Origin of the sequence: Microbacterium sp. M28 (genome assembly GCF_025836995.1) — a bacterium.
GTDB lineage: Bacteria > Actinomycetota > Actinomycetes > Actinomycetales > Microbacteriaceae > Microbacterium.
The window spans coordinates 778,993-801,902 of sequence record NZ_CP107546.1; the positions used below are offsets into that span (position 1 = coordinate 778,993).

19 protein-coding genes and 1 other RNA gene are annotated in these 22,910 nt (G+C 69.2%); 17 read left to right on the forward strand and 3 right to left on the reverse strand.

The genetic code is table 11. The features are described from left to right. Nucleotides 1-5: 5 nt before the first annotated feature. Entirely contained in the window at nt 6-983 is a 978-nt protein-coding gene (locus tag OED01_RS03840; RefSeq protein WP_264157063.1) for an AAA family ATPase, read from the reverse strand. Nucleotides 984-1,115: 132 nt separating this feature from the next. Here OED01_RS03840 and OED01_RS03845 point away from each other — a divergent pair, with 132 nt between their 5' ends. The 17 genes from OED01_RS03845 to OED01_RS03925 all read left to right on the forward strand — a co-directional run bounded on the left by OED01_RS03845 (nt 1,116) and on the right by OED01_RS03925 (nt 21,234). Continuing rightward, nucleotides 1,116-2,273: an AI-2E family transporter gene (locus OED01_RS03845; RefSeq protein WP_264157064.1), complete on the forward strand. Its 1,158-nt coding sequence runs from the start codon at nt 1,116-1,118 to the stop codon at nt 2,271-2,273. Between the two features lie 5 nt (nt 2,274-2,278). Further along, nucleotides 2,279-2,378, forward strand: an RNA gene (gene ffs / locus OED01_RS03850) — signal recognition particle sRNA small type. Nucleotides 2,379-2,430: 52 nt separating this feature from the next. Continuing rightward, nucleotides 2,431-3,027, forward strand: a complete 597-nt coding sequence (locus OED01_RS03855) for a rhomboid family intramembrane serine protease (RefSeq protein ID WP_264157065.1) — start codon at nt 2,431-2,433, stop codon at nt 3,025-3,027. Then, complete coding sequence (locus tag OED01_RS03860; RefSeq protein WP_264157066.1) at nt 3,024-3,698, forward strand: hypothetical protein; 675 nt, start codon at nt 3,024-3,026, stop codon at nt 3,696-3,698. The genes OED01_RS03855 and OED01_RS03860 overlap by 4 nt, the downstream gene beginning before the upstream one ends. 54 nt (nt 3,699-3,752) lie before the next feature. Beyond that, complete coding sequence (gene pta, locus OED01_RS03865; RefSeq protein WP_264157067.1) at nt 3,753-5,867, forward strand: phosphate acetyltransferase; 2,115 nt, start codon at nt 3,753-3,755, stop codon at nt 5,865-5,867. Next, the gene (locus OED01_RS03870; protein WP_264157068.1) at nt 5,864-7,084 is read left to right on the forward strand and encodes an acetate/propionate family kinase; all 1,221 of its coding nucleotides are present in this window, start codon (nt 5,864-5,866) and stop codon (nt 7,082-7,084) included. Before pta ends, OED01_RS03870 begins: the two co-directional genes overlap by 4 nt. A gap of 103 nt (nt 7,085-7,187) precedes the next feature. Next, nucleotides 7,188-7,937, forward strand: a complete 750-nt coding sequence (locus OED01_RS03875; RefSeq protein ID WP_264157069.1) for an HAD family hydrolase — start codon at nt 7,188-7,190, stop codon at nt 7,935-7,937. Beyond that, on the forward strand, nt 7,934-10,417 hold the full coding sequence (locus tag OED01_RS03880; RefSeq protein WP_264157070.1) for a glycoside hydrolase family 65 protein: 2,484 nt from the start codon (nt 7,934-7,936) through the stop codon (nt 10,415-10,417). Before OED01_RS03875 ends, OED01_RS03880 begins: the two co-directional genes overlap by 4 nt. Nucleotides 10,418-10,453: 36 nt before the next feature. Further along, nucleotides 10,454-12,763: a DNA polymerase III subunit gamma and tau gene (locus OED01_RS03885; protein WP_264157071.1), complete on the forward strand. Its 2,310-nt coding sequence runs from the start codon at nt 10,454-10,456 to the stop codon at nt 12,761-12,763. Then, complete coding sequence (gene recR / locus OED01_RS03890; protein WP_264157072.1) at nt 12,763-13,356, forward strand: recombination mediator RecR; 594 nt, start codon at nt 12,763-12,765, stop codon at nt 13,354-13,356. Before OED01_RS03885 ends, recR begins: the two co-directional genes overlap by 1 nt. Before the next feature lie 22 nt (nt 13,357-13,378). Further along, nucleotides 13,379-14,296 carry a DMT family transporter gene (locus OED01_RS03895; RefSeq protein WP_264157073.1) on the forward strand — a complete coding sequence of 306 codons (918 nt, stop codon included), beginning with the start codon at nt 13,379-13,381 and terminating at the stop codon, nt 14,294-14,296. An 88-nt stretch (nt 14,297-14,384) separates the two neighbouring features. Beyond that, entirely contained in the window at nt 14,385-15,671 is a 1,287-nt protein-coding gene (locus tag OED01_RS03900) for an aspartate kinase (protein WP_264157074.1), read from the forward strand. A 214-nt stretch (nt 15,672-15,885) separates the two neighbouring features. Beyond that, nucleotides 15,886-16,956 (forward strand): aspartate-semialdehyde dehydrogenase, encoded by a 1,071-nt coding sequence (locus tag OED01_RS03905; protein ID WP_264157075.1) that lies wholly within the window; start codon nt 15,886-15,888, stop codon nt 16,954-16,956. A 59-nt stretch (nt 16,957-17,015) separates the two neighbouring features. Beyond that, on the forward strand, nt 17,016-18,488 hold the full coding sequence (locus OED01_RS03910) for a malate:quinone oxidoreductase (RefSeq protein WP_264157076.1): 1,473 nt from the start codon (nt 17,016-17,018) through the stop codon (nt 18,486-18,488). A gap of 9 nt (nt 18,489-18,497) precedes the next feature. Then, complete coding sequence (locus tag OED01_RS03915; protein WP_264157077.1) at nt 18,498-19,154, forward strand: thymidine kinase; 657 nt, start codon at nt 18,498-18,500, stop codon at nt 19,152-19,154. A gap of 72 nt (nt 19,155-19,226) precedes the next feature. Then, nucleotides 19,227-19,949: a FadR/GntR family transcriptional regulator gene (locus OED01_RS03920; protein ID WP_264157078.1), complete on the forward strand. Its 723-nt coding sequence runs from the start codon at nt 19,227-19,229 to the stop codon at nt 19,947-19,949. Nucleotides 19,950-19,968: 19 nt separating this feature from the next. Beyond that, nucleotides 19,969-21,234 carry an alpha-hydroxy acid oxidase gene (locus OED01_RS03925; RefSeq protein ID WP_264157908.1) on the forward strand — a complete coding sequence of 422 codons (1,266 nt, stop codon included), beginning with the start codon at nt 19,969-19,971 and terminating at the stop codon, nt 21,232-21,234. A gap of 22 nt (nt 21,235-21,256) precedes the next feature. Here the strand turns inward: OED01_RS03925 and OED01_RS03930 are convergent, their stop codons facing one another. Both OED01_RS03930 and OED01_RS03935 read right to left on the reverse strand, forming a co-directional pair. Then, a complete protein-coding gene (locus OED01_RS03930; RefSeq protein ID WP_264157079.1) occupies nt 21,257-22,093 on the reverse strand; it encodes a DUF1295 domain-containing protein in 837 nt (278 codons plus the stop codon). Nucleotides 22,094-22,129: 36 nt separating this feature from the next. Continuing rightward, nucleotides 22,130-22,885, reverse strand: a complete 756-nt coding sequence (locus tag OED01_RS03935) for an HAD-IIB family hydrolase (protein ID WP_264157080.1) — start codon at nt 22,883-22,885, stop codon at nt 22,130-22,132. Nucleotides 22,886-22,910: the final 25 nt, after the last annotated feature.

Below are 22,910 nucleotides of genomic sequence, written 5' to 3' on the forward strand. Positions count from 1 at the left end.
TCTGCTCAGATGCGGGTCGCCACGGGTACGCGCACCCGATCGATGATCTGCGCGAGGGCGGCTTCGACGGGCTGCGCGCCGGCGCGATGCACGCCGCGCGCGGGCAGCAGCCGGTGCGCGAACACGGGGACGAGCAGCGCGGTGAGGTCATCGGGGATCACGAACTCGCGGGCATCGAGCGCCGCCCAGACCTTCGCCGCACGCACGAGCTGCAGGGTGGCGCGGGGGCTCGCGCCGAGATGAAGGCTGGGGTCGGACCTGGTTGCCTGCGCCAGCGCGACCGCGTACTCCTCGATGCTCGGCGCGACATGCACGGCACGAGCGGCCTCGATGAGGGCGCGCACCTCTTCGGCGCCCAGGACGGGCCGGATCGCCGCGAGCGGATTCACGGTGTCCCGTTGACGGAGCATCAGCGCTTCCGCGGCGGCATCCGGGTAGCCCATCGAGATCCGCATCATGAAACGGTCGCGCTGCGCCTCGGGAAGCGCGTACGTGCCCTCCATCTCGAGAGGGTTCTGCGTGGCGACGACGAGGAACGGGTTGGGAAGCGGGTGCGTGCGCCCGTCGACCGTGACCTGCTGCTCTTCCATGGCCTCCAGCAATGCCGACTGCGTCTTGGGGGAGGAACGGTTGATCTCGTCCGCGATGACGATGTGGGCGAACACGGCGCCCTGCTTGAACTCGAACTCCCGATCGACCGGGTTGTAGACGCTCACGCCGGTGACGTCGCCGGGCAGCAGATCGGGGGTGAACTGGATGCGTCGCACCGTCGCGTCCACGCTCGCGGCGAGCGCGCGGGCGAGCATGGTCTTGCCGACGCCGGGGACGTCCTCGATCAGCAGGTGCCCCTCGGCGAGCAGGCACACCAACGCGCTGCGCACGGCATCCGCCTTGCCGTCGATGACCCTGCCGACCGAGGCGAGGATGGCAGAGGTCTGCTCCGCGAATCGCTCAGCCGTCATGGCGGATGCGTCCTGATGCATGCGTCCCCTCTCGCCCTGCGGTGCACCCCTCATCGGGTGTGAACCGATCGTAACCCTCCCGGGGCGTGCGTGTACCGGTGAACGGCAGGCAGTCCTGGTGGTTCGCACTCGAGTGCGGTTAGCCTCGAGGGCATGGGACTGTTCCGCAATGATCCGCAGCGCGTCCGACTGGAGTCGCAGGACGTCGAGCTGAAGGCCACTCGGGCGCCGTGGAGCCTGTGGGCCGACGGCTTCGGGAAGCTGGGCATCCGTGCCGTCCAGATCATCGTCGTCGTGGTGCTCGCCGCCGGGATCATCTTCGCGATCCAGCAGCTCACGCTCGTGACGATTCCGCTCATGATCGCGCTGATCCTCGCCTGCGCGTTCACCCCGGTCATGAACGGGATGCGCAGACGCGGCGTGCCCTCGGTGCTCGCGACGCTGATCACCCTGCTGGCGATCGTCGTCATCCTGAGCCTGCTGGGCTGGCTGATCGTCTGGGCGGTCCGCGATCAATGGGACGAGCTGTACGCGCAGGCGGAGGAGGGCGTCCAGCATCTGATCGCCTGGTCGCAGACGCTGCCGTTCGAGTTCCTGCAGCCCGAGCAGGTCGACGAGTGGCTCGCGACGCTCACCGATTTCGTCACGAGCGCCCAGTTCGGATCCGGGGCGCTCGCCGGCGTCAGCGCCGTCGCCAACTTCGTCACCGGCTTCGTGCTCATGGTGACGATCCTGTTCTTCTTCCTCAAGGACGGCCCGCAGATGTGGGAGTTCCTGCTCCGCCCGTTCCGCGGTGAGGACTACCAGCGCGCTCGCCGCATCGGCGACAAGACGGTCAGCACGCTCGGTTCCTATGTACGCGGCACCGCCACGGTGGCCGCGGTGGATGCGATCGGCATCCTCATCGGTCTGCTCATCCTGCAGGTGCCGCTCGCGATCCCGCTGGCCGTGCTCGTGTTCCTGCTGGCGTTCATCCCCATCGTCGGCGCCACGGTCGCCGGCATTCTGGCGGCTCTCGTCGCCCTCGTCGCGAACGGCTGGGTCGTCGCGCTGATCGTCGTCGGCGTCGTCGTGCTCGTCAATCAGCTGGAGGGCAACTTCCTCCAGCCGGTTCTCATGGGCCGTTCCATGAAACTGCACGCCTTCGTGATCCTCGTGGCGTTGACCGTCGGTACGGTGCTGGGCGGCATCGTCGGCGCGGTCCTGGCCGTACCGATCACCGCGGCTCTCTGGGGCGTCATCCAGGTCTGGGACGGCCCGCACACGCCGGCGAGGTGGGCGAGGGCGAAAGCACCCGCCGAAGCCGGGTAGACTGTTCCAAGCCCTCCGCGTGACGGCATCCAGGCCAATTCCCCCAGGACGGAAACGTAGCAAGGGTAACCGGGCTCTGTCGGGTGCGCGGAGGGTCTTTTCTTTGGGTTCGCGCCCTTCTCAGCATCCTTCTGGTCTGCCCTGACAGGATCGGGGTGTGACCACGCCTGCGACACCCACCAGACCGAGCGTCGTGCGCCGGTTCGCGTCGCCGGTGATCATGCTGGCGCTGATGTGGGCGATCCAGCTCGCGGATGCCGTGCTGCCCGGTTCCTTCACCGGCTTCGGTCTCCGCTCCTGGGACATCTCCGGGCTCGGAGGCGTCGTGCTCAGCCCGCTGCTGCACGCGAGCTGGGCGCATCTGATCGCCAATTCGCTGCCGTTCTTCGTGCTCGGCTGTCTCGTCGCGATCGAGGGCGCTGCCCGGTTCTGGCTCGTGACTGCGATCATCGCCGTGGTCGGCGGAGCGGGGACGTGGTTGCTGAACGCCCCGGGGACGCTCACAGTCGGAGCCTCCGTCCTCGTGTTCGGCTACTTCGGGTACGTCGCGCTCCGGGTGCTCGCGCCAGGTCGGGTGGCGCATCGGATCGGCTACGCCATGATCGCCCTCGTCGTGATCGCGCTGTACGGGACGGCCATGTTCCTCGGCGTCTTCGGCGCGGCCGAAGGCGTCTCGTGGCAGGCGCATCTGTTCGGCGCGGTCGGCGGTGGCATCGCCGTCTTCGTCGGACGATCGCCGGGGCGGCGGGCGTGAGCACGCGTCGGAGCGCGACGGCGAAACGACGACCGGCGAAACGGCGCCGCGCCCGCCGCAGGCCCGGCGCACGTGCACGCGCCGCCCGACGACTGCGGCGTCGGCTGCTGCTGCGTCGAGTGCTCATCGGCACCGGTGCCGTCGCGGCCGTCGCTGCGCTGGCCGTGCTGCTGCCGATGACGACCGCGCAGGCACCGGTCTGCGCATCCGAGCCAGCGAGCTTCCCGGCCGCCGGGATCGAAGGCTGGCAGGGGGAGCAGCTCGAGAACGCCGCGACGATCGTGCTCACGGCGCGAGGACGCGGTCTGGACCGCGATGCGCAGGTCATCGGCGTCATGGCGGCCATGGGGGAGAGTTCGCTCCGAGCGCTCGAGTACGGCGACTGGGAGACGTCCGGCGTCACGAATCCGGACGGCTCCCGGACGACCAGCATCGGACTGTTCCAGCAGCAGGAATGGTGGGGGAGCGTCGAACAGCGGCTGGATCCGGCATCCTCCGCCACCCTGTTCTTCGGGCGGCTCGCGCGGCTGAGCGGCTGGCAGGACATGGAACCGTCGCTCGCGATCAATCGGGTGCAGATCAACAGCGATCCGCAGCACTATGCCCGGTTCCAATCGGATGCCGAGGCCGTGGTCGAGGCGCTGTCCGGCGCCTGCGACGCCGGTCGCTGAACTTCTCCGGCCCGCGACCGGCCACGGGCGATCGCGCCGACGTAGGCTGGGCTCGTGGCACGGAGCATCTACATCACGTCGGCCGAGGGACACACCGGGAAATCCACGATCGCCCTCGGGGTTCTCGACGCGCTCATGCGCGTGACGCCGCGCGTCGGCGTGTTCCGCCCGATCGCGCGCTCGGCGGAGGAACGCGACTACGTCCTCGAGCTGCTGCTCGCCCACGACGGCGTGCATCTCGACTACGAGGACTGCGTCGGCGTCACCTACGACGACGTCCGCGCCGACCCCGACCGGGCCCTGTCGACGATCATCGCCCGCTTCAAGGCCGTCGAGGCGCAGTGCGACGCCGTGGTGATCATCGGAAGCGACTACACGGACGTCGGAAGTCCGGCGGAGCTCGGCTACAACGCCCGCATCGCGGCGAACCTCGCCGCACCGGTGCTGCTCGTGCTCTCCGGTCGTGACCAGCAGCATCGTGCCGAGCAGCTGGGCACGACGACCGCGCGCACGCCTGCGGCGGTCAGCCAGCTCGCAGCGCTCGCGCTCGCCGAGCTCGCCGCGGAGCGGGCCGAGCTGTTCGCCGTGATCGTGAACCGCGCCGATCCGGATGCCGCCGCCGAGACGATCGACGCGGTGCACGCCGTACAGTCCGATGCGACGCCGGTGTGGGCGATTCCCGAGGACCGGTCGCTGGTGGCACCGTCCATCCGCGGCATCCTGACGGCGGTCGACGGGCGCCTGGTCAAGGGTGACGACGACCTGCTCTCCCGGGAGGCGCTGAGCGTCGTCGTGGCCGGGATGTCGATGGTGAACGTGCTGCCGCGGCTCACCGCCGACGCGGTCGTCATCATCCCGGCCGATCGCACAGAGGTGCTGCTGGCCGCGCTGCTCGCCGACGCGGCCGGGACGTTCCCGTCGATCGCCGGCATCGTCCTGAACGGCCCGTTCCCGCTGCCGGAATCGATCGAGAAGCTCCTGGACGGGCTGGCCTCGCGGGTGCCGATCATCGCGACCGATCTCGGCACCTACGAGACGGCCGTTCGCGTGATGGGCGCACGAGGACGCCTGGCCGCGGACTCCCGACGGCGCTACGACACTGCTCTCGGACTCTTCCAGACGCACGTCGACATCAGCGAGCTGACGCGGCTGCTGGGTCTGGCCGAGGCGACCGTCGTCACGCCGCTCATGTTCGAGTACGCGCTCATCGAACGGGCGCGCTCGGACCGCAAGCGCATCGTGCTGCCCGAAGGCGGGGACGACCGCATCCTGCGAGCAGCGGCCACCCTGCTGGCCAGGGATGTCGCCGACCTGACGATCCTGGGCGAGGAGACCGCGATCAGGGCCAGGGCGGTCGAGCTCGGCATCGACATCTCCGCGGCCGCCGTCATCAGCACCACGGACCCCGAGCACGTCGAGCGGTTCGCCGATGAGTACGCTCGTCTGCGTGCGCACAAGGGCGTGACTCTGGCGCAGGCAGCGGACACGGTCACGGATGTGTCGTACTTCGGCACGATGATGGTGCATCTCGGACTCGCCGACGGCATGGTCTCCGGCGCCGCGCACACGACGGCGCACACGATCCGCCCGTCCTTCGAGATCATCAAGACCCGACCCGGTGTCGACGTCGTCTCGAGCGTGTTCCTCATGGCGCTCTCGGACCGCGTGCTCGTGTACGGCGACTGCGCGGTGATCCCCGATCCGACCAGCGCGCAACTGGCCGACATCGCGATCTCCTCGGCGCAGACGGCCCGGCAGTTCGGCATCGATCCTCGGGTGGCCATGCTGTCGTACTCGACCGGTGAGTCCGGCTCGGGTGCCGACGTCGACAAGGTGCGCGAAGCCACCGCCCTCGTCCGAGAGCGGGCGCCGGAGCTCCTGGTCGAAGGACCGATCCAGTACGACGCGGCCGCCGACGCGGCGGTCGCGAAGGCCAAGCTGCCGGAATCGGATGTCGCCGGTCGCGCGACCGTCTTCGTCTTCCCCGACCTGAACACCGGCAACAACACCTACAAGGCCGTACAGCGTTCGGCCGGTGCTGTGGCGATCGGCCCCGTCCTGCAGGGGCTGAACAAGCCGATCAACGATCTGAGCCGAGGGGCTCTGGTGGAGGACATCGTGAACACCGTCGCGATCACGGCGATCCAAGCCCAGGGAGCCCCCGAATGAGCGTCGTCCTCGTCGTCAACAGCGGCTCATCGTCCCTGAAGTACAGCCTGATGGACATGGACCGCGAGCTTCCGCTCGGCGAGGGGCTGATCGAGCGCATCGGACAGGATGCCGGCGATGTGACGCACGCCGTTCGCCGCCTCTCCGACGGCTCGGCCGCGCCGACGGTCCTCGACGAGAAGCACCGCAGCGAGCGGCGCATCGCCGACCATGACGAGGCGTTCCGGGTGATGCTCGAGCAGTTCGCCGAGCACGGGCCGCAGCTGGAGGAGAACCCACCGGTCGCTGTCGGACACCGTGTCGTGCACGGCGGCGCACGCTTCTTCGCGCCGACGCCGATCGACGATCTCGTCGAGATCAACATCGAGGACCTGTCCGAACTCGCGCCGTTGCACAACCCGGGAGCCGTCGCCGGCATCCGGGCCGGTCGTCGCGCGTTCGGGAACGTCCCGCACATCGCCGTGTTCGACACCGCGTTCCACCAGACGCTGCCGCCGGCCGCCTACACCTACGCGATCGAGAAGACCGTCGCCGAACGGCACCGCGTGCGTCGATACGGCTTCCACGGCACCAGCCACAAGTTCGTCTCCGAACAGGCCGCGGCGTTCCTCGACCGTCCCCTCTCCGATCTGCGGCAGATCGTGCTGCACCTCGGCAACGGGGTGTCGATGACCGCGATCGACGGCGGGCGCTCCGTGGAGACGTCGATGGGCATGACGCCGCTCGAGGGTCTCGTGATGGGCACCCGTTCGGGCGACCTCGACCCTGCGGTGCTGCTGCATCTCGCCCGCCGCGCCGGCATGAGCACCGACGATCTCGACGCGCTCCTGAACAAGCGCAGCGGGCTGCTGGGGCTGGCCGGTCGCAGCGACATGCGAGACATCCTCGCGGGGGTCGATGCCGGGGATGGTGCGGCGACGCTCGCGTTCGATGTGTACATCCACCGCCTGCGCGCCTATGTCGGTGCGTACGTCGCCCAGCTCGGGGGAGTGGACGTCATCTCCTTCACCGCCGGCGTCGGCGAGAACGCCGCGCGGGTGCGCGCGGAGGCGCTGTCGACGTTCGGGTTCCTGGGGCTGGAGATCGACGGCGCGGCCAACGAACAGCGCCGCCCGGGCATCCGACGCATCTCCACGGCCGAGTCGGCGATCGAGGTGCTGGTCGTCCCCACGAACGAGGAGCTCGAGATCGCACGACAGGCGCTGAGCCTGGCGTGAGGCGGCGCCGCACGTAGCGTCCGACGCCGTCGGCCCATTACGCTGGCAGAGGCACAGGGAGGTGCCGGCCCGAACCCCCTCGGATGCTTCTTTGGAGGCCCGCGTGTCCGACACTCTGCCCGACCTGCGCACCATGTCCGGTGTGCTGTTCGACCTCGACGGCGTCCTGACGCCGACCGCCGAAGTGCACATGCGCGCATGGCAAGCGGTGTTCGACGAGGTCTTCGACCGCTGGGGAATCGAACCCGCCTACACGGACGACGACTATTTCGCCTACGTCGACGGCAAGAAGCGCTACGACGGCGTGGCGAGCCTGCTGCGCAGCCGCAACGTCGAGATCCCGTGGGGCGCGGTCGACGATCCGCCGGAAGCCGAGACGATCTGCGGTATCGGCAATCGCAAGAACGCCGCCTTCTCGGCATCCCTCCGTGCGGAAGGGATCGCACCGTACCCCGGCTCGCTCGCGCTGCTCGAGCAGCTGAGGGACGCCGGCATCCGCATGGGCGTCGTGTCGAGCTCCAAGAACGCGGAGGAGGTGCTCGGCAGCGCCGGTCTGCGTGACTTCTTCGAGGTCGTCGTGGACGGCGTCGTGGCCGAGCGCGACGCGCTCGCCTCCAAGCCCTCCGCAGACATGTTCGCCGCCGGTGCCACGGCTCTCGGAATCGACGTCGTCACGGGAGCCGCCGTCGAGGACGCCGTGGCCGGTGTCGCCTCCGCGTCCGCCGCCGGGTTCGCGACCGTCGTCGGCGTTGACCGCGGCGCGGGACCCGACGTGCTGCGGGCGTCCGGCGCCACCTGTATCGTCGATGACCTTGCCCGACTTCTCCCGACGAGCACCTCGGAGACCGCATGATCGATCGTGACCGCTTCCCCGTCGACCCGTGGCGTCTGGTCGAGACGCGCTACACCGAGGACGGCGTCTCCGAGACGCTGTTCGCCATCGGGAACGGCTACCTCGGCCTGCGAGGCAACCACATCGAAGGACGCGGCGCGCATGAGCACGGCACCTTCATCAACGGTCTGCACGAGACCTGGCCGATCCGCCACGCGGAGCAGGCGTACGGTTTCGCCGAGGTCGGACAGACGATCATCAACGCACCGGACGCCAAGGTCATGCGCGTGTACGTGGACGACGAGCCCATCTCGTTCGACGAGGCGGACGTGCGGGAGTACTCGCGATCGCTCGACATGCGCACCGGCATCCTGACCAGGGATCTGGTCTGGGAGACACCGTCCGGCAAGCGCGTCCGGATGCGTGACGAGCGCATGGTCAGCTTCGAGGAGCGCCATCTCGCCATCCTGCGGCTCGAGGTGACGGTCGAGAACTCGGATGCCCCGGTCACGATCAGCTGCCAGATCATCAACCGCCAGGACGGCGGCAACGTGTACGGCGGGACGCCGCCCGCCGCGCAGAAGGCCGGCTTCGATCCGCGTCGGGCCGAGAAGATCGCCGAGCGTGTGCTGCAACCGGTCGAGTACTGGCAGGACGGCCTGCGCTCCGCGCTGTCGTACGAGGTCACGGAGTCCGGCATGACGGCCGCGGTGGTCGCCGATCACGTGATCGAGACGGACAACGACTACAGCGCCCGGCAGCTGTGCGAACCGGACATCGCCAAGAACGTGTTCCGCGTGCAGGCGAAGGCCGGCATCCCGATCCGCATCACGAAGCTCGTGAGCTATCACACGTCGCGCGGCGTCCCCGCGCGGGAGCTCGTCGACCGCTGCCGCCGTTCCCTCGACAGGGTCGCGGTCGAAGGCGTCGACGAGCAGTGGCGGGCGCAGTCCGCGTGGCTGGACGCGTTCTGGGAGCGCAGCGACGTGCGCATCGAGGGGCAGGATTCCCTGCAGCAGGCGACCAGGTGGTGCCTGTTCCAGCTCGCTCAGGCATCGGCGCGCGCCGACGGCTCCGGTGTGCCGGCCAAGGGCGTCTCCGGCTCGGGCTACAGCGGCCACTACTTCTGGGACACCGAGATCTACGTCCTGCCGTTCCTGACGTACACGTCACCGCAGTGGGCGCGCAACGCCCTGCGCGCACGCGTGCTTATGCTGCCGGCCGCCCGTCGCCGCGCCGCGCAGTTGAACGAGGCCGGCGCGCTGTTCCCCTGGCGCACGATCAACGGCGAAGAGGCGTCCGCCTACTACGCGGCCGGAACGGCGCAGTACCACATCAACGCCGACGTCAGCTTCGCGCTCGGGAAGTACGTCCGCGCCACGGGCGACGTGGACTTCCTGCACCGCGAAGGCGTGGACATCGCCGTCGAGACGGCCCGGCTCTGGGCCACGCTCGGGTTCTGGCGCGGGACGAACGGCGACGCGACGTTCCACATCCACGGCGTCACCGGACCGGACGAGTACACCACCGTCGTCAACGACAACCTCTTCACGAACGTCATGGCCCGCTTCAACCTGCGCCTGGCTTCGCGCGTGGTGCGCGAGCTCGCCGCCAGCGACCCGCGCGCGTTCGACGCGCTCGTGGAACGCACGGGGCTGGATGCCGGGGAGGCGGATGCGTGGGAGCAGGCCGCCGACGCCATGTACATCCCGTTCAGCGACAGCCTCGGCATCCATCCGCAGGATTCGCTGTTCCTCGAGCGGGAGGTCTGGGATCTCGCGCACACGCCTGACGACCAGCGGCCGCTGCTGCTGCACTTCCACCCGCTGGTGATCTACCGGTTCCAGGTGCTCAAGCAGGCCGATGTCGTGCTGGCCCTGTTCCTGCAGGGCAACCATTTCACCGCGGAGGAGAAGCTCGCGGACTTCCAGTACTACGACCCGCTGACGACGGGCGATTCGACGCTGTCCGCGGTGGTCCAATCGATCCTCGCGGCCGAGGTCGGGTACCAGGACCTCGCCAGGGAGTACTTCGAGCATTCGCTGTTCGTCGACCTCGGCGACCTCCACCACAATGCGGCTGATGGCGTGCACGTGGCGTCGGCGGGCGGTGTGTGGACGGCGCTCGTGAGCGGATTCGGCGGCATGCGCGATCATGGCGGAGAGCTGAGCTTCGACCCTCGGCTGCCTACGGACTGGCCGTCGCTGTCGTACCCCCTGCAGTGGCAGGGAACGACGCTGCAGGTCACGGTGACGCGGGACGAGCTGCGCGTGCACGTCCGGTCGGGAGATCCGGTCGAGTTCACGGTTCGAGGCGCGGCGTACACGGCGTCGGAGGGGCAGGACGCCGTGGCGGCCCTGGACGGGCAGGGGCCCGTCATCCCCGGCCGGCCGACCCTGCGTCAGTTCGCCGACGCACGGCGCGACGACGGCACTCTGATGTCCGCATCCGTGCCCGTCGTCACGAGCGCGATCCCGGTGATCACCGGCTTCCCGGACTGAGATCTCGATGTCGGCGGCACGCCGTAGGCTGGACGGGTGACCACAGCCCTTTATCGCCGTTATCGGCCCGAGAACTTCGCGGAGATGATCGGGCAGTCGCAGGTGACCGAGCCGCTCATGACGGCTCTGCGGGGCGATCGTGTCGGGCACGCCTATCTGTTCTCCGGTCCGCGCGGCTGCGGGAAGACGACTTCGGCCCGCATCCTCGCCCGCTGCCTGAACTGCGCCGAGGGCCCGACGGACACGCCGTGCGGCGTCTGCCCCAGCTGCGTCGAGCTGTCGCGCAACGGCGGCGGTTCGCTGGATGTCGTCGAGATCGACGCCGCGAGCCACAACGGTGTCGACGATGCCCGTGATCTGCGCGAACGCGCCACCTTCGCCCCGAGCCGCGACCGCTTCAAGATCTTCATCCTCGACGAGGCGCACATGGTGACGCCGCAGGGATTCAACGCGCTGCTCAAGCTCGTGGAGGAACCGCCGGCGCACGTCAAGTTCATCTTCGCGACCACCGAACCCGAGAAGGTGCTCGGCACGATCCGCTCGCGCACCCACCACTATCCGTTCCGGCTCGTGCCCCCGGCCGCGATGCTCGAGTACGTCCAGAAGCTGTGCGCCGAAGAGGGCGTGCAGGTCGAACAGGGCGTGCTGCCCCTCGTGGTGCGCGCCGGTGGCGGTTCGCCGCGTGACACGCTGTCGCTGCTCGACCAGCTCATCGCCGGCTCCGACGGAGACCACGTCGCCTACGAGCGCGCTGTCGCGCTGCTCGGCTACACGCACGCCGCGCTGCTGGACGAGATCGTCGATGCACTGGCGGCCGGCGATGCGGCTGCCGCGTTCCCCGCGGTCGATCGTGTCGTGCAGACCGGCCAGGACCCGCGCCGCTTCGTCGACGACCTGCTCGAGCGGCTGCGCGACCTCATCGTGATCGCCGCGGTCGGGGCGGGGGCGTCCGCGGTGCTCCGCGGCATCCCGTCCGACGAGATGCAGCGGATGCAGACGCAGGCCGCGTCGTTCGGGCAGGCGCGCCTCTCGCACACCGCCGACCTCGTGAGCGCCGCCCTCGACGACATGTCGGGTGCCACCTCGCCGCGCCTGCACCTCGAGCTGATGATCGCCCGCGTGCTCGCACCGGTCGCGTCGGGTGCGCCCGTCGGCACGATACCCGCTGGTGCGGCCCCTGCTGCTACGGCTCCGGCGGTGCCCGCTTCAGCTCCCGCTGCGCAGCCGGCGCCGGCTGCCGCTGCGCAGGCCGCGCCTTCTTCTCCGCTCGTCGAGCGAGCCGCAGGCGAGGCGAAACGCGTCCCCGTCGAGACCCCTGAGTCCGTACGGACCCCGTCGCCGACAACGTCCGCTCCCGGTGCGTCGCCCGCGCCGGATTCGGCGCCCGCGCCGGTTGCCACCGCGCCTGCCGTTTCCCCCGCTCCGGCTGCGGAGGCCGCTCCGGCCGCGGAAGCGTCGCTGTCCGCTCCGCTCGCGACGCCGGCGAGCCCGACGGCAGCCGAGAGCGAGCCGACAGCACCGGCGGAATCGGGACCGGTGGACTTCGAGCGCATCCGCTCCGCCTGGCCAGCCGTGTTGAAGCGTCTCGAGACCATCAGTCGTGGTGCGTGGCTGATGGTGACCGCGATCCAGCCTCTCGGCTACGAGGCGTCCACCGACGTGCTCACGCTGGGCTTCGCGAGTCCGCAGGAGGTCACGCAGTTCAAGGGCCCGACACCCGGCCCAGGTCCGTCCGACCACCTGCGCACCGCGATCGAGCAGGAGCTCGGCGTGAAGGTGAAGTACAAGCCGGCACCGCTGCCCGCCGGGAAGCCACCAGCACCCGCCGCTTCGACGCCGTCGGCACCGGAATCCGATCGGAGTCCTCGGCCGAGCGCGTTATCCTCATCGCCTGTGACGGAATGGGCGGTGGCGCCGATTCCGAAGGGGAACGAGGCGCCGCAGACTCCGCTTCCCGTCGACGAGGAACCGGCCGAGGTCGAGTCCGCGGCGTCCGCTCCGCGTCCGCCGGTCGACGGTCGCGTCTCGGAGGACGAGCCGCCGTTGCCGGATGATGATGACGCTCCGGACGAGGACGAGCCGCCATACGACCCGTCGGATGAGCCGGGCCCGAGCGGATACCGGCCGGCTCCGGCGTCCGCTCCGTCCTCCACGGCACCCGCTGCCGCGGTGATCGACGCTCCGGCGTCGGCACGACCTGCACCGCAGGCACCCGTCGTCACCGCACGCTCCGCGGCCCCGGACGGCATCCAGCGGTACGGCGAAGCCGTGATCCGCCAGGTACTGGGCGCCACCTTCGTGCGCGAAGAGCCGTACGAGCCCCCGACCGCTGCGAGGTTCAGCTGATGTACGACGGCATCGTCCAGGAGCTCATCGACGAGTTCGGCCGCCTTCCCGGCATCGGTCCGAAGTCCGCCCAGCGCATCGCGTTCCACATTCTGCAGACGCCGTCGTTCGACGTCGCGCGGCTGTCCGAGCTGCTCACGGAGGTGCGCGCGCGCGTGCGGTTCTGCGAGGTCTGCGGCAACGTCTCCGAGCAGGACCGCTGCAGCATCTGTCGCGACCCGCGTCGCAACGCCGCACTCATCTGCGTCGTCGAGGACGCGAAAGACGTCGCCGCGATCGAGCGCACGCGCGAGTTCCGCGGTCTGTACCACGTGCTGGGCGGTGCGATCAGCCCGATCGCCGGCGTCGGTCCGGACGATCTGCGCATCGCGCAGCTCATGACCCGACTCGCGGACGGCACGGTGCAGGAGGTGATCCTCGCCACGAACCCGAACCTCGAGGGCGAGGCGACCGCGAGTTACCTCAGCCGGCTGCTCACGACCATGCAGATCACGGTTTCCCGTCTGGCCTCGGGGCTTCCCGTCGGCGGGGACCTGGAGTACGCGGACGAGGTCACTCTGGGTCGCGCCTTCGAAGGGCGTCGCACGCTGTGACCGCGGGCGCGGGGGTGACCCGGTGAACGCGCACTCCGCGGTCAGCCGACGCGGGTGGCTCCTGTTCGGCGCGATGGCGCTGCTCTGGGGCGTGCCGTACCTGCTCATCCGCATCGCCGTGGAGTCCTACACGCCGCCGGCGATCGTCGCGGGACGCACGCTCATCGCGGCGCTCCTCCTGCTCCCGTTCGCCATCCGCAGCGGCGCCCTGCGTCCCGCTCTGAAGAAGTGGCCGTGGGTGCTCGCGTTCGGCCTCGTCGAGATGGGCGGTCCATTCGTCCTGCTCGGTCACGCCGAACAGACGCTGCACTCCGGGCCGACGGGCCTTCTGGTCGCGACGGTGCCCTTGTTCGCGGCTCTGATCGCGCTCGGCGGAGGCGATCGCACCGTGCTGAAACCCGTGCGCCTCGGCGGACTGCTCGTCGGCTTCGCGGGTGTCGCGATCGTGGTCGCCGGCCCGGGTCTGGCCTCCGGCGATCTGATCGCCGCCGGCGAGGTGCTCCTGGTGGCCGTGCTGTACGCGATCGCGCCGTTCATCATCGCGCGCAAGCTCGGGGACGTCCCCTCGCTCGGGACGATCACGCTCGCGCTGCTCGCCATCGGGATCCTCTATCTGCCGATCGCCCTCGCGACGCAGCGGGAGGTGCCGACGTTCGAGGCGACCGCAGCATTGCTGGCCCTCGCGGTCATCTGCACGGCGATCGCCTTCCTCGCTTTCTTCGCGCTGATCCGTGAGGTGGGCCCGGTCCGTGCGCCGCTGTTCACCTACGTCAACCCGATCGTCGCGATCATCCTCGGCGCGATCGTGCTGTCCGAGCCCATCACCCCGGGACTGCTGATCGGGTTCCCCCTGGTGATCATCGGATGCTGGTTCGCGGCGACCGGTGGTCGTCTTCGCTCCGCTCCTACCGTGACACCGGCACCGCCGTCCACTCCCTGACCGCGCGCGTCACATGCGCGTCACGGCATGCGCCCCGAAAGTAGAATGTGCGGTGGGCGGATCCGCCCGACATCCCTGGGAGTGTTCCGTGGCCCTCATCGTGCAGAAGTACGGCGGCTCGTCTGTCGCCGACGCAGAGAGCATCAAGCGCGTCGCCAAGCGCATCGTCGACACCCGTCGTGCCGGGCATGATGTCGTGGTCGCCGTGAGCGCGATGGGCGACACCACAGACGAGCTGCTGGATCTGGCGGCCGAAGTGGCACCCATCCCGGCGCCGCGCGAAATGGACATGCTGCTCTCCAGCGGTGAGCGCATCTCGATGGCGCTTCTGGCGATGGCCATCCACTCGATGGGATTCGAGGCTCGCTCCTACACCGGGCCGCAGGCCGGCATGCGCACCGATGACACGTACGGTTCCGCACGCATCGTCGAGGTCAATCCCAGGCGCGTGCGCGAGGCGCTGGACGAGGGCGCGATCGTCATCGTCGCCGGGTTCCAGGGGCTCAACGACGACACGCAGGACATCACGACCCTCGGCAGGGGCGGGTCGGACACCACGGCCGTCGCGATGGCGGCCGCTCTCGACGCCGACGTCTGCGAGATCTACAGCGATGTCGACGGCATCTTCACCGCCGACCCGCGCGTCATCCCGAAGGCGCGCAAGCTCGACCACGTCTCCAGCGAGGAGATGCTCGAGCTCGCCGCGAACGGCGCCAAGGTCCTGTACATCCGAGCCGTCGAGTACGCTCGCCGCCACGGCGTGCTCATCCACGCCCGTTCGTCGTTCTCCTCGGCGGAAGGCACCTATGTTCTTGGTCAGGGGATGCTCAACCCCCGCGAATCTGAGGGAGAAGTCATGGAAGAACCGATCGTCGCGGGCGTCGCCACCGACCTCAGCCAGGCCAAGATCACGATCATCGGCGTCCCCGATGTGCCGGGGAAGGCCGCAGAGATCTTCCAGATCGTCGCCAAGTCCGGCGCGAACGTCGACATGATCGTGCAGAACGTGTCTGCGGCGTCCACTGGCCGCACGGACATCTCGTTCACGCTTCCCAAGGCGGATGCCGCGGCGGCCCTCAAGGCGCTCGCGGGAGAGCAGGCCGACATCGGATTCGAGAGCCTCGTGCACGACGACCAGATCGGCAAGCTGTCGGTCGTCGGCGCAGGGATGCGCACTCATTCCGGCGTCTCGGCGAAGCTCTTCGAGGCGCTGTCGATCGCCGGCGTGAACATCGAGATGATCTCCACCTCCGAGATCCGCATCTCCGTCGTCCTGCGTGGCGACGAGCTCGCCGAAGCAGCGCGTGCGGTGCACACGGTCTACGGTCTCGACAACGAGATCGAGGCGACCGTGCACGCCGGCACCGGTCGCTGAGTCCCTCTCGATATCGCGAGACTCGGCTCGTGGGGTGAGACACGACCGCACGAGCCGAGCGTCGCACAGCAATGCGCGTCTCGCGGGCGCCGGTGCCCTCACGGGCACGGTAGACTCGCCGAAACCCTGACATCGGCGCCAGGCGCGGCATCCGCACTCCGACGCCGTGCCGAGCGCCTCGCCTGCAGTTCTGCATCAGCCCGAGGAAAGCCCCATGACCCGCATCTCCGACTCAGGATTCTCCGTCGCCATCGTCGGCGCCACCGGCCAGGTGGGCACCGTCATGCGCGAGATTCTCAGCGAGCGGTCGTTCCCGATCCGCGAGCTGCGGCTGTTCTCGTCGGCACGCTCTGCGGGCAGTGCGATCGAGTTCGGCGGCGTGACCGTCATCGCCGAGGACGTCGAGACCGCCGACCCCGCGGGTGTCGAGATCGCGCTGTTCTCGGCCGGAGCGACGGCCAGCCGCGCCTACGCGCCTCGCTTCGCCGAGGCCGGAGCCGTCGTGATCGACAACTCCAGCGCGTGGCGCAACGACCCCGAGGTCCCGCTCGTGGTCAGCGAGGTCAACCCGCACGCGATCGACGAGCGCCCCAAGGGCATCATCGCCAACCCGAACTGCACCACGATGGCCGCGATGCCGGCGCTCAAGGCGCTGCACGCCGAGGCAGGCCTCGAACGCCTCATCGTGTCCACCTACCAGGCCGTCTCCGGTTCCGGCCTCGCCGGCGCCCAGGAGCTGCTCGGACAGGTCGAGGGCGTGCTCGCCCAGGGCGACACGCTGCGTCTCGTGCACGACGGATCCGCTGTCGACTTCCCGGAGCCCGAGAAGTACGTCGCTCCCATCGCGTTCGACGTGATCCCGTTCGCCGGCAACCTCGTCGACGACGGTCAGAACGAGACGGACGAGGAGAAGAAGCTCCGCAACGAGAGCCGCAAGATCCTCGAGCTCCCCGAACTCCGCGTCGCGGGCACGTGCGTCCGCGTTCCGGTCTTCACCGGCCACTCGCTGTCGATCCACGCCGAGTTCGCCGGCGAGATCTCCCCGCAGCGTGCGACCGAGGTGCTGTCCGCGGCCCCCGGCGTCGCGCTCGAGGAGGTGCCGACGCCGCTGCACGCGGCCGGCAAGGACCCGAGCTTCGTCGGCCGCATCCGTGCCGACCAGTCCGCACCGGAGGGCAAGGGTCTCGTGCTGTTCATCAGCAATGACAACCTGCGCAAGGGCGCGGCCCTGAACGCCGTGCAGATCGCCGAGATCGTCGCCGAGCGCCTCGCCGTCGCCGTTTGATCGGTGCGGCGGGTCGGCGCCCGGTCAGGGGGCGTGCCGGGGCGAACTAGACTGTACGGGTGACTGAATCCGTCGACGTCGTCCTCATCGGTGGCGGCATCATGAGCGCCACCCTCGGTACGCTGCTGCACGAACTGCAGCCGGACTGGAAGATCATCGCCTTCGAGCGGCTGAGCGATGTGGCGCAGGAGAGCTCGAACCCGTGGAACAATGCGGGAACGGGGCACGCCGCCCTCTGCGAGCTCAACTACATGCCGAAGAACCCGGACGGTCCGCTCGACCCCGCCAAGGCGGTGTCGATCAACGAGCAGTTCCAGCAGAGCCGCCAGTTCTGGTCCTCGCTGGTCGATCGGGGTGTGCTCGACGAGCCGTCGACGTTCATCAACGCCACGCCGCACATGACGTTCGTCCGAGGAGAGAAGGACGTCGCGTACCTCAAGGAGCGCTACGAGGTGCTCAAGGAGCAGCCGCTGTTCGAAGGCATCGAGTACAGCGAGGACTCCCGCGTCATCAACACCTGGGCACCGCTGCTGATGCAGAAGCGTCGCAAGGGCGAGCCGTTCGCGGCGACCCGCGTGCCGGCCGGCACCGACGTCGATTTCGGTGCGCTCACCCATCAGCTCTTCGACCACCTCACCTCCAGCGGCGTCGACCTGCGCACCAATCAGGAGGTGCGCAGCCTCAAGCGCCAGAAGGACGGCACCTGGCTGGTCAAGTACCGCACCGCCCTCGGCCTCACTCCCAGCGAGGTGAAGGCGCGTTTCGTCTTCGTCGGTGCCGGCGGCTGGGCGCTCAAGCTGCTGCAGCGCTCCGGCATTCCCGAGATCAAGGGTTACGGCGTCTTCCCGATCGGCGGACAGTTCCTGAAGACGACCAACCCGAAGGTCGTCGCGCAGCACAAGGCGAAGGTGTACTCGCAGGCATCCGTCGGCGCCCCGCCGATGTCGGTGCCGCACCTCGACACCCGCGTGGTCGACGGCGAGGAGTCACTCCTGTTCGGACCGTTCGCCACGTTCAGTCCGAAGTTCCTCAAGAACGGTTCGTGGTTCGACATCGTCGGCCAGGTCCGCACGCACAACCTCTGGCCGATGCTGCGGGTCGCGCTCGCGAATCCGGATCTCATCACCTACCTGGTCGGCGAACTGGCCAAGAACCACCGCAAGAAGGTCGACAGCCTGCGGGTGTTCATGCCGACGGCGAAGGACGAGGACTGGACGCTGATCCAGGCCGGTCAGCGCGCTCAGGTCATGAAGAAGGATCCGAAGAAGGGCGGCATCCTGCAGTTCGGCACCGAGGTCGTCTCGGCCGCCGACGGCTCGATCGCCGGTCTCCTCGGTGCCTCTCCTGGCGCTTCGACGGCCGTGCCGATCATGCTGGAGCTGCTGCAGAAGTGCTTCCCGGAGGAGTACCCGACCTGGGAGCCGACGCTGAAGGACCTGATCCCGACGTACGGCGCGAAGCTCAACGAGGATGCCGCGATCGCCGAGCGGTCGATGGCATCCACCGCCACCGCCCTCGGCATCAACCGCTGACGGACGACCGTGGCGAAGCTCTACTTCCGCTACGGCGCGATGAACTCGGGCAAGTCCACGTCGCTCCTGCAGGCCGCGTACAACTACGAGGAGCGCGGGCAGCACGTGCTGCTCGCGAAACCAGAGATCGACACCAAGGGCGCCGACCAGATCGAGAGCAGGCTCGGCGTCACGCGTGAGGTCGACTTCTTGATCGGTGCGCAGGACGGCGCGCGCGACCTGTTCCTGCGCGAACGCGATCGGATGCGGCAGCACGACGACGATGGGCTCATCCCGTCCGAGCATCCGGCCGACGTCGCCTGCCTGCTGATCGATGAGGCGCAGTTCCTCACCCCCGAGCAGGTGGACGATCTGTTCCGGATCGCCGTGGTCGACGGCATCCCGGTGATGGCGTACGGCATTCGGAACGACTTCCGCACGCATGCGTTCCCCGGCTCCGCCCGCCTGCTGGCGATCGCGCACTCCCTGGAGGAGCTCAAGACGATCTGCCGTTGCGGGCGCAAGGCCGTCTTCAACGGCCGGGTGATCAACGGGCGCTTCGTCTTCGACGGCGACCAGGTGGCGATCGACGAGGGCGCGAGCGGTTCGGCACCCGTCGACGTCGTCACCTACGAGTCACTGTGCGGCCACTGCTATCTCGAGGAGTCCGGCGGACGCCTGGGCTGAGCGAGGACTGGGCGCCGCTTGCGTGGTCTGACCACAGTCGGTTACTCTGTGGTCAGACCACAGGAGGATCGGATGCCGGAGGCAGCACCACGCGCCTGGCGCACCGTGCTCGAACACATCGAGGGCGATCTGCTGGACGGCCGCCTCGGCCCAGGAGACCGCCTTCCCTCGGAGCGCGAGCTGGCGGCCGACCTCGGCGTCGGGCGCTCCAGCGTCCGCGAGGCCCTCCGCGTCCTCGAGGTGATGGGCCTGATCCGTACGGCGACCGGCTCGGGGCCGCAGTCCGGGGCCATCGTCATCGCCACGCCCACCGGGGGCATGTCGGCTCTGCTGCGCCTCCAGGTGGCCGCGCAGGGCTTCCCCCTCGCGGACGTCGTCAAGACCCGTCTCGTCCTCGAGGATGCCGTGGCCACCGCTCTCGCAGCCGACGCCGACCGGGACACCGCGGAGGCGCACCGGGTCCTCGCCGCCATGGACGCCGTCGCGCTGACGCCGGCCGAGTTCCTCGCGCTGGACGCGCAGCTTCACCTCGCGCTCGCTGAGGCATCCGGCAACGTCGTGATCGCCGCGATGATGGCCGGGCTGCGGACGGCGATCGAGTCCTATGTGCAGGCCGGCGTCACCGGGATCGCCGACTGGTCGGCGATGGCCGAGCGTCTGCGCGCCGAGCATCACGCCATCGTGGCGGCGATCGACGCCGGTGACGGCGAGCATGCGCGCACCCTCCTGAAGACCCACATCACCGGTTACTACACGGCCGCGGGACTGACCCGTGTCGCGGCCGCCCGCCCCTGAGCCCACCGAAAGGACCATGATGGTCAAGCGTCAGCTGCCCAACCCGGTCGAGATCCTCGACCTGATGAAGTTCAAGAAGCCGGAGCTCGACGGGCGCAAGCGCCGCCTGGACGCGGCTCTGACGATCGCCGATCTCCGGACGATCGCCAAGCGTCGCACGCCGAAGGCGGCCTTCGACTACACCGACGGCGCCGCCGAGGGTGAGCTGTCGCTGTCGCGCGCCCGTCAGGCGTTCGAGGACGTCGAGTTCCACCCCGGCATTCTCAAGCCGGCTCCGGAGGTCGACACGTCCCTTCAGATCCTCGGCGGCCCGTCTGCGCTGCCGTTCGGTATCGCGCCCACCGGCTTCACCCGACTGATGCAGACCGAGGGGGAGGAGGCCGGGGCAGGCGCCGCCGCCGCGGCCGGCATCCCGTTCACGCTCTCCACGCTCGGCACGACGTCGATCGAGGGCGTCAAGGCCGCCAACCCGCACGGGCGCAACTGGTTCCAGCTCTACGTGATGCGCGACAGGGAGATCTCCTACGAGCTGACCCGCCGCGCCGCCGCCGCCGGCTTCGACACGCTGCAGTTCACCGTCGACACGCCCGTCGCCGGCGCCCGCCTCCGCGACAAGCGCAACGGCTTCTCGATCCCGCCGCAGCTGACGCTCGGCACGATCATCAACGCCATCCCGCGGCCGTGGTGGTGGTACGACTTCCTCACGACGCCCAAGCTCGAGTTCGCCTCGCTCAGCACCACGGGCGGCACCGTCGGCGAGCTGCTGGATGCCGCCATGGACCCGACCATCAGCTACGACGACCTCGCAGTGATCCGCGACCTGTGGCCCGGCAAGATCGTCATCAAGGGCGTCCAGAACGTGGAGGACTCGATCCGGCTGCGGGATGCCGGCGTCGACGGCGTCGTGCTCTCGAACCACGGCGGACGTCAGCTCGACCGTGCTCCGATCCCGTTCCACCTGCTGCCGAAGGTGCGCCAGGCGGTGGGGGAGGACTTCACGGTGATGATCGACACCGGCATCATGAACGGCGCCGACATCGTCGCCTCGGTCGCGCTCGGAGCCGACTTCACGCTGATCGGTCGGGCTTACCTGTACGGCCTCATGGCCGGTGGGCGACAGGGCGTCGACCGCACGATCGCGATCCTGCGCACGGAGATCGAGCGGACGATGCGTCTGCTCGGCGTCTCCTCGCTCGCGGAGCTCGAACCGGGTCACGTCACTCAGCTGCAGCGCCTGGTTCCCGTCGCCGGCGTCGGTGCGGAGGCGAGCCACTCCGTTCGCTGAGCGAGCGCCACCCTACCCTCGTTCACCGTGCGACGGCCCGCTCGCGTGGCGGCCACGGCACGATCATCGACGTCCGCCGACGGTAGTCCGCGTACGCGGGGTGGCGCGAGGCCGATATGGACTCGGTGAAGATGGTCGAGCCGATGAACAGGGCGGTCAGCAGCACCGGTCCGACGATCGATGCGTTGAGCGCGCCGCCCACGAATCCCGCACCGGATGCCACGGCGGCCGACGCGCCGATCGCATAGAACACCCACCACTGAGCCTGCTCGAAGAAGAAGTTCGGGTGGCGGCTGTAGCGGAACAGTCCGGCGGTGAGGAAACCGTCGCCGAGCGAGCCGCCGGCGGCCTTCTTGCGCTGGTGGAAGTCCCACTGCTGCTGGTCGGCGACCGTCTCGCCGACCAGCAAGGCGAGGAACAGGCCGGTGAAGGCGGCATCCCATCCGCTGAACGGTGCCGGGTGGCGCAGGGCGATGTCCGCGGGGAGGGTGATCAGGACGAGCAGCGTCATCTGGAAGCCGACGATGAACAGCAGATTGAACACCTGGAACAGCCAGGCGGGCAGGCGGCCGCGTAGGATCGCCCAGCGGTAGTCCTCGGTGCCGCTGTAGCCGCCCTTGCGGGCGAAGTTGAACGTGAGCCGGATGCCCCATGCTGTGACGAGCACGGCCATGACCACCAGACGCGTCGCATCGACACCTGACGCCAGTGCGTCGACGGCGAAGATCCAGACGTAGATCACCGGAACGATCGACCACGCGCGGTCGACCCACGAGGTGTCACGGGTGACGAGGGAGAGCACCCAGCACGCCGCGCTGGCGACGGCGGCCACGAGGATGACGAGTGAGAGCGCGTCCATGACGCCATAGTAGGGCGCGTTGCCGCTCCCGGAGGGCTACAGCGTCGGCAGAAGCTCGTCCAACTTGTCTGCCGTGTCCTGCCAATCCTCCACCGCGATCGACCGCACGCCGAGCGCGAGGACCGGGTAGTCGTTGCCTCCGGCATCCAGACGGTCGCCGTAGAAGAGCATGTCCGACAGCGGGATGCCGGTGTGCTCGGTCAGCGCCGACATGCCGTAGGCCTTGTCGATCCCGGCGCGGGTGATGTCGATCGAGGTCGAACCACCGGCGCGGACTTCGAGAGACGGCAGGCGCGCAGCCACGGCATCGCGCAGCGCCAGGCGCTTCTCGCCCGTCGGATCCCAGGAGTGCTTGGCCTCCCGCGGCGCACGCTGGCCGAGTGCGGAGAAGGTGACCTGCGACCCGCGGTCTTCGAGGATGTCGCCCCAGGGCTCGGACTCCCAGAGCCCGAGGCGCTCCGCCTCTTCCCGCAGAGCAGTGAGCGCCGCGTCCTTCTCCTCCGGGGCGAGATCATGAGCGTACACCGGCACGAAGTCCGTGCCGTCGTGACGGAGATAGCGGGTGCCGCACGTGGGGAGCAGATGCAGACGGCCGAGTTCTGCGGCATCCGCATCTCCCAGCTGTGCGAGGACCTGGGTGCGGAACTGGTCCTCGTTGCCGCCGGAGATGATGGCGACCTCGACGGTGCGCAGCAGGGCCCGCAGCAGGTCGGCGATGCGCGGATCGATCGCGCCCTTCGACGGGGCCAGCGTGTCGTCGAGGTCGAAGGCGACGAGGCGAGTGAGGGCCATCAGATCTCCAGTGTCGTGATACGCG

Excerpts from the sequence above, each read along its gene's own strand:
- OED01_RS03840 (WP_264157063.1), bottom strand. The coding sequence starts at position 983 with ATGCATCAGGACGCATCCGCCATGACGGCTGAGCGATTCGCGGAGCAG.
- OED01_RS03845 (WP_264157064.1), top strand. The coding sequence starts at position 1,116 with ATGGGACTGTTCCGCAATGATCCGCAGCGCGTCCGACTGGAGTCGCAG.
- OED01_RS03905 (WP_264157075.1), top strand. The coding sequence starts at position 15,886 with ATGACCCGCATCTCCGACTCAGGATTCTCCGTCGCCATCGTCGGCGCC.
- OED01_RS03935 (WP_264157080.1), bottom strand. The coding sequence starts at position 22,885 with ATGGCCCTCACTCGCCTCGTCGCCTTCGACCTCGACGACACGCTGGCC.
- OED01_RS03930 (WP_264157079.1), bottom strand. The coding sequence starts at position 22,093 with ATGGACGCGCTCTCACTCGTCATCCTCGTGGCCGCCGTCGCCAGCGCG.
- OED01_RS03920 (WP_264157078.1), top strand. The coding sequence starts at position 19,227 with ATGCCGGAGGCAGCACCACGCGCCTGGCGCACCGTGCTCGAACACATC.
- recR (WP_264157072.1), top strand. The coding sequence starts at position 12,763 with ATGTACGACGGCATCGTCCAGGAGCTCATCGACGAGTTCGGCCGCCTT.
- OED01_RS03870 (WP_264157068.1), top strand. The coding sequence starts at position 5,864 with ATGAGCGTCGTCCTCGTCGTCAACAGCGGCTCATCGTCCCTGAAGTAC.
- OED01_RS03880 (WP_264157070.1), top strand. The coding sequence starts at position 7,934 with ATGATCGATCGTGACCGCTTCCCCGTCGACCCGTGGCGTCTGGTCGAG.
- OED01_RS03925 (WP_264157908.1), top strand. The coding sequence starts at position 19,969 with ATGGTCAAGCGTCAGCTGCCCAACCCGGTCGAGATCCTCGACCTGATG.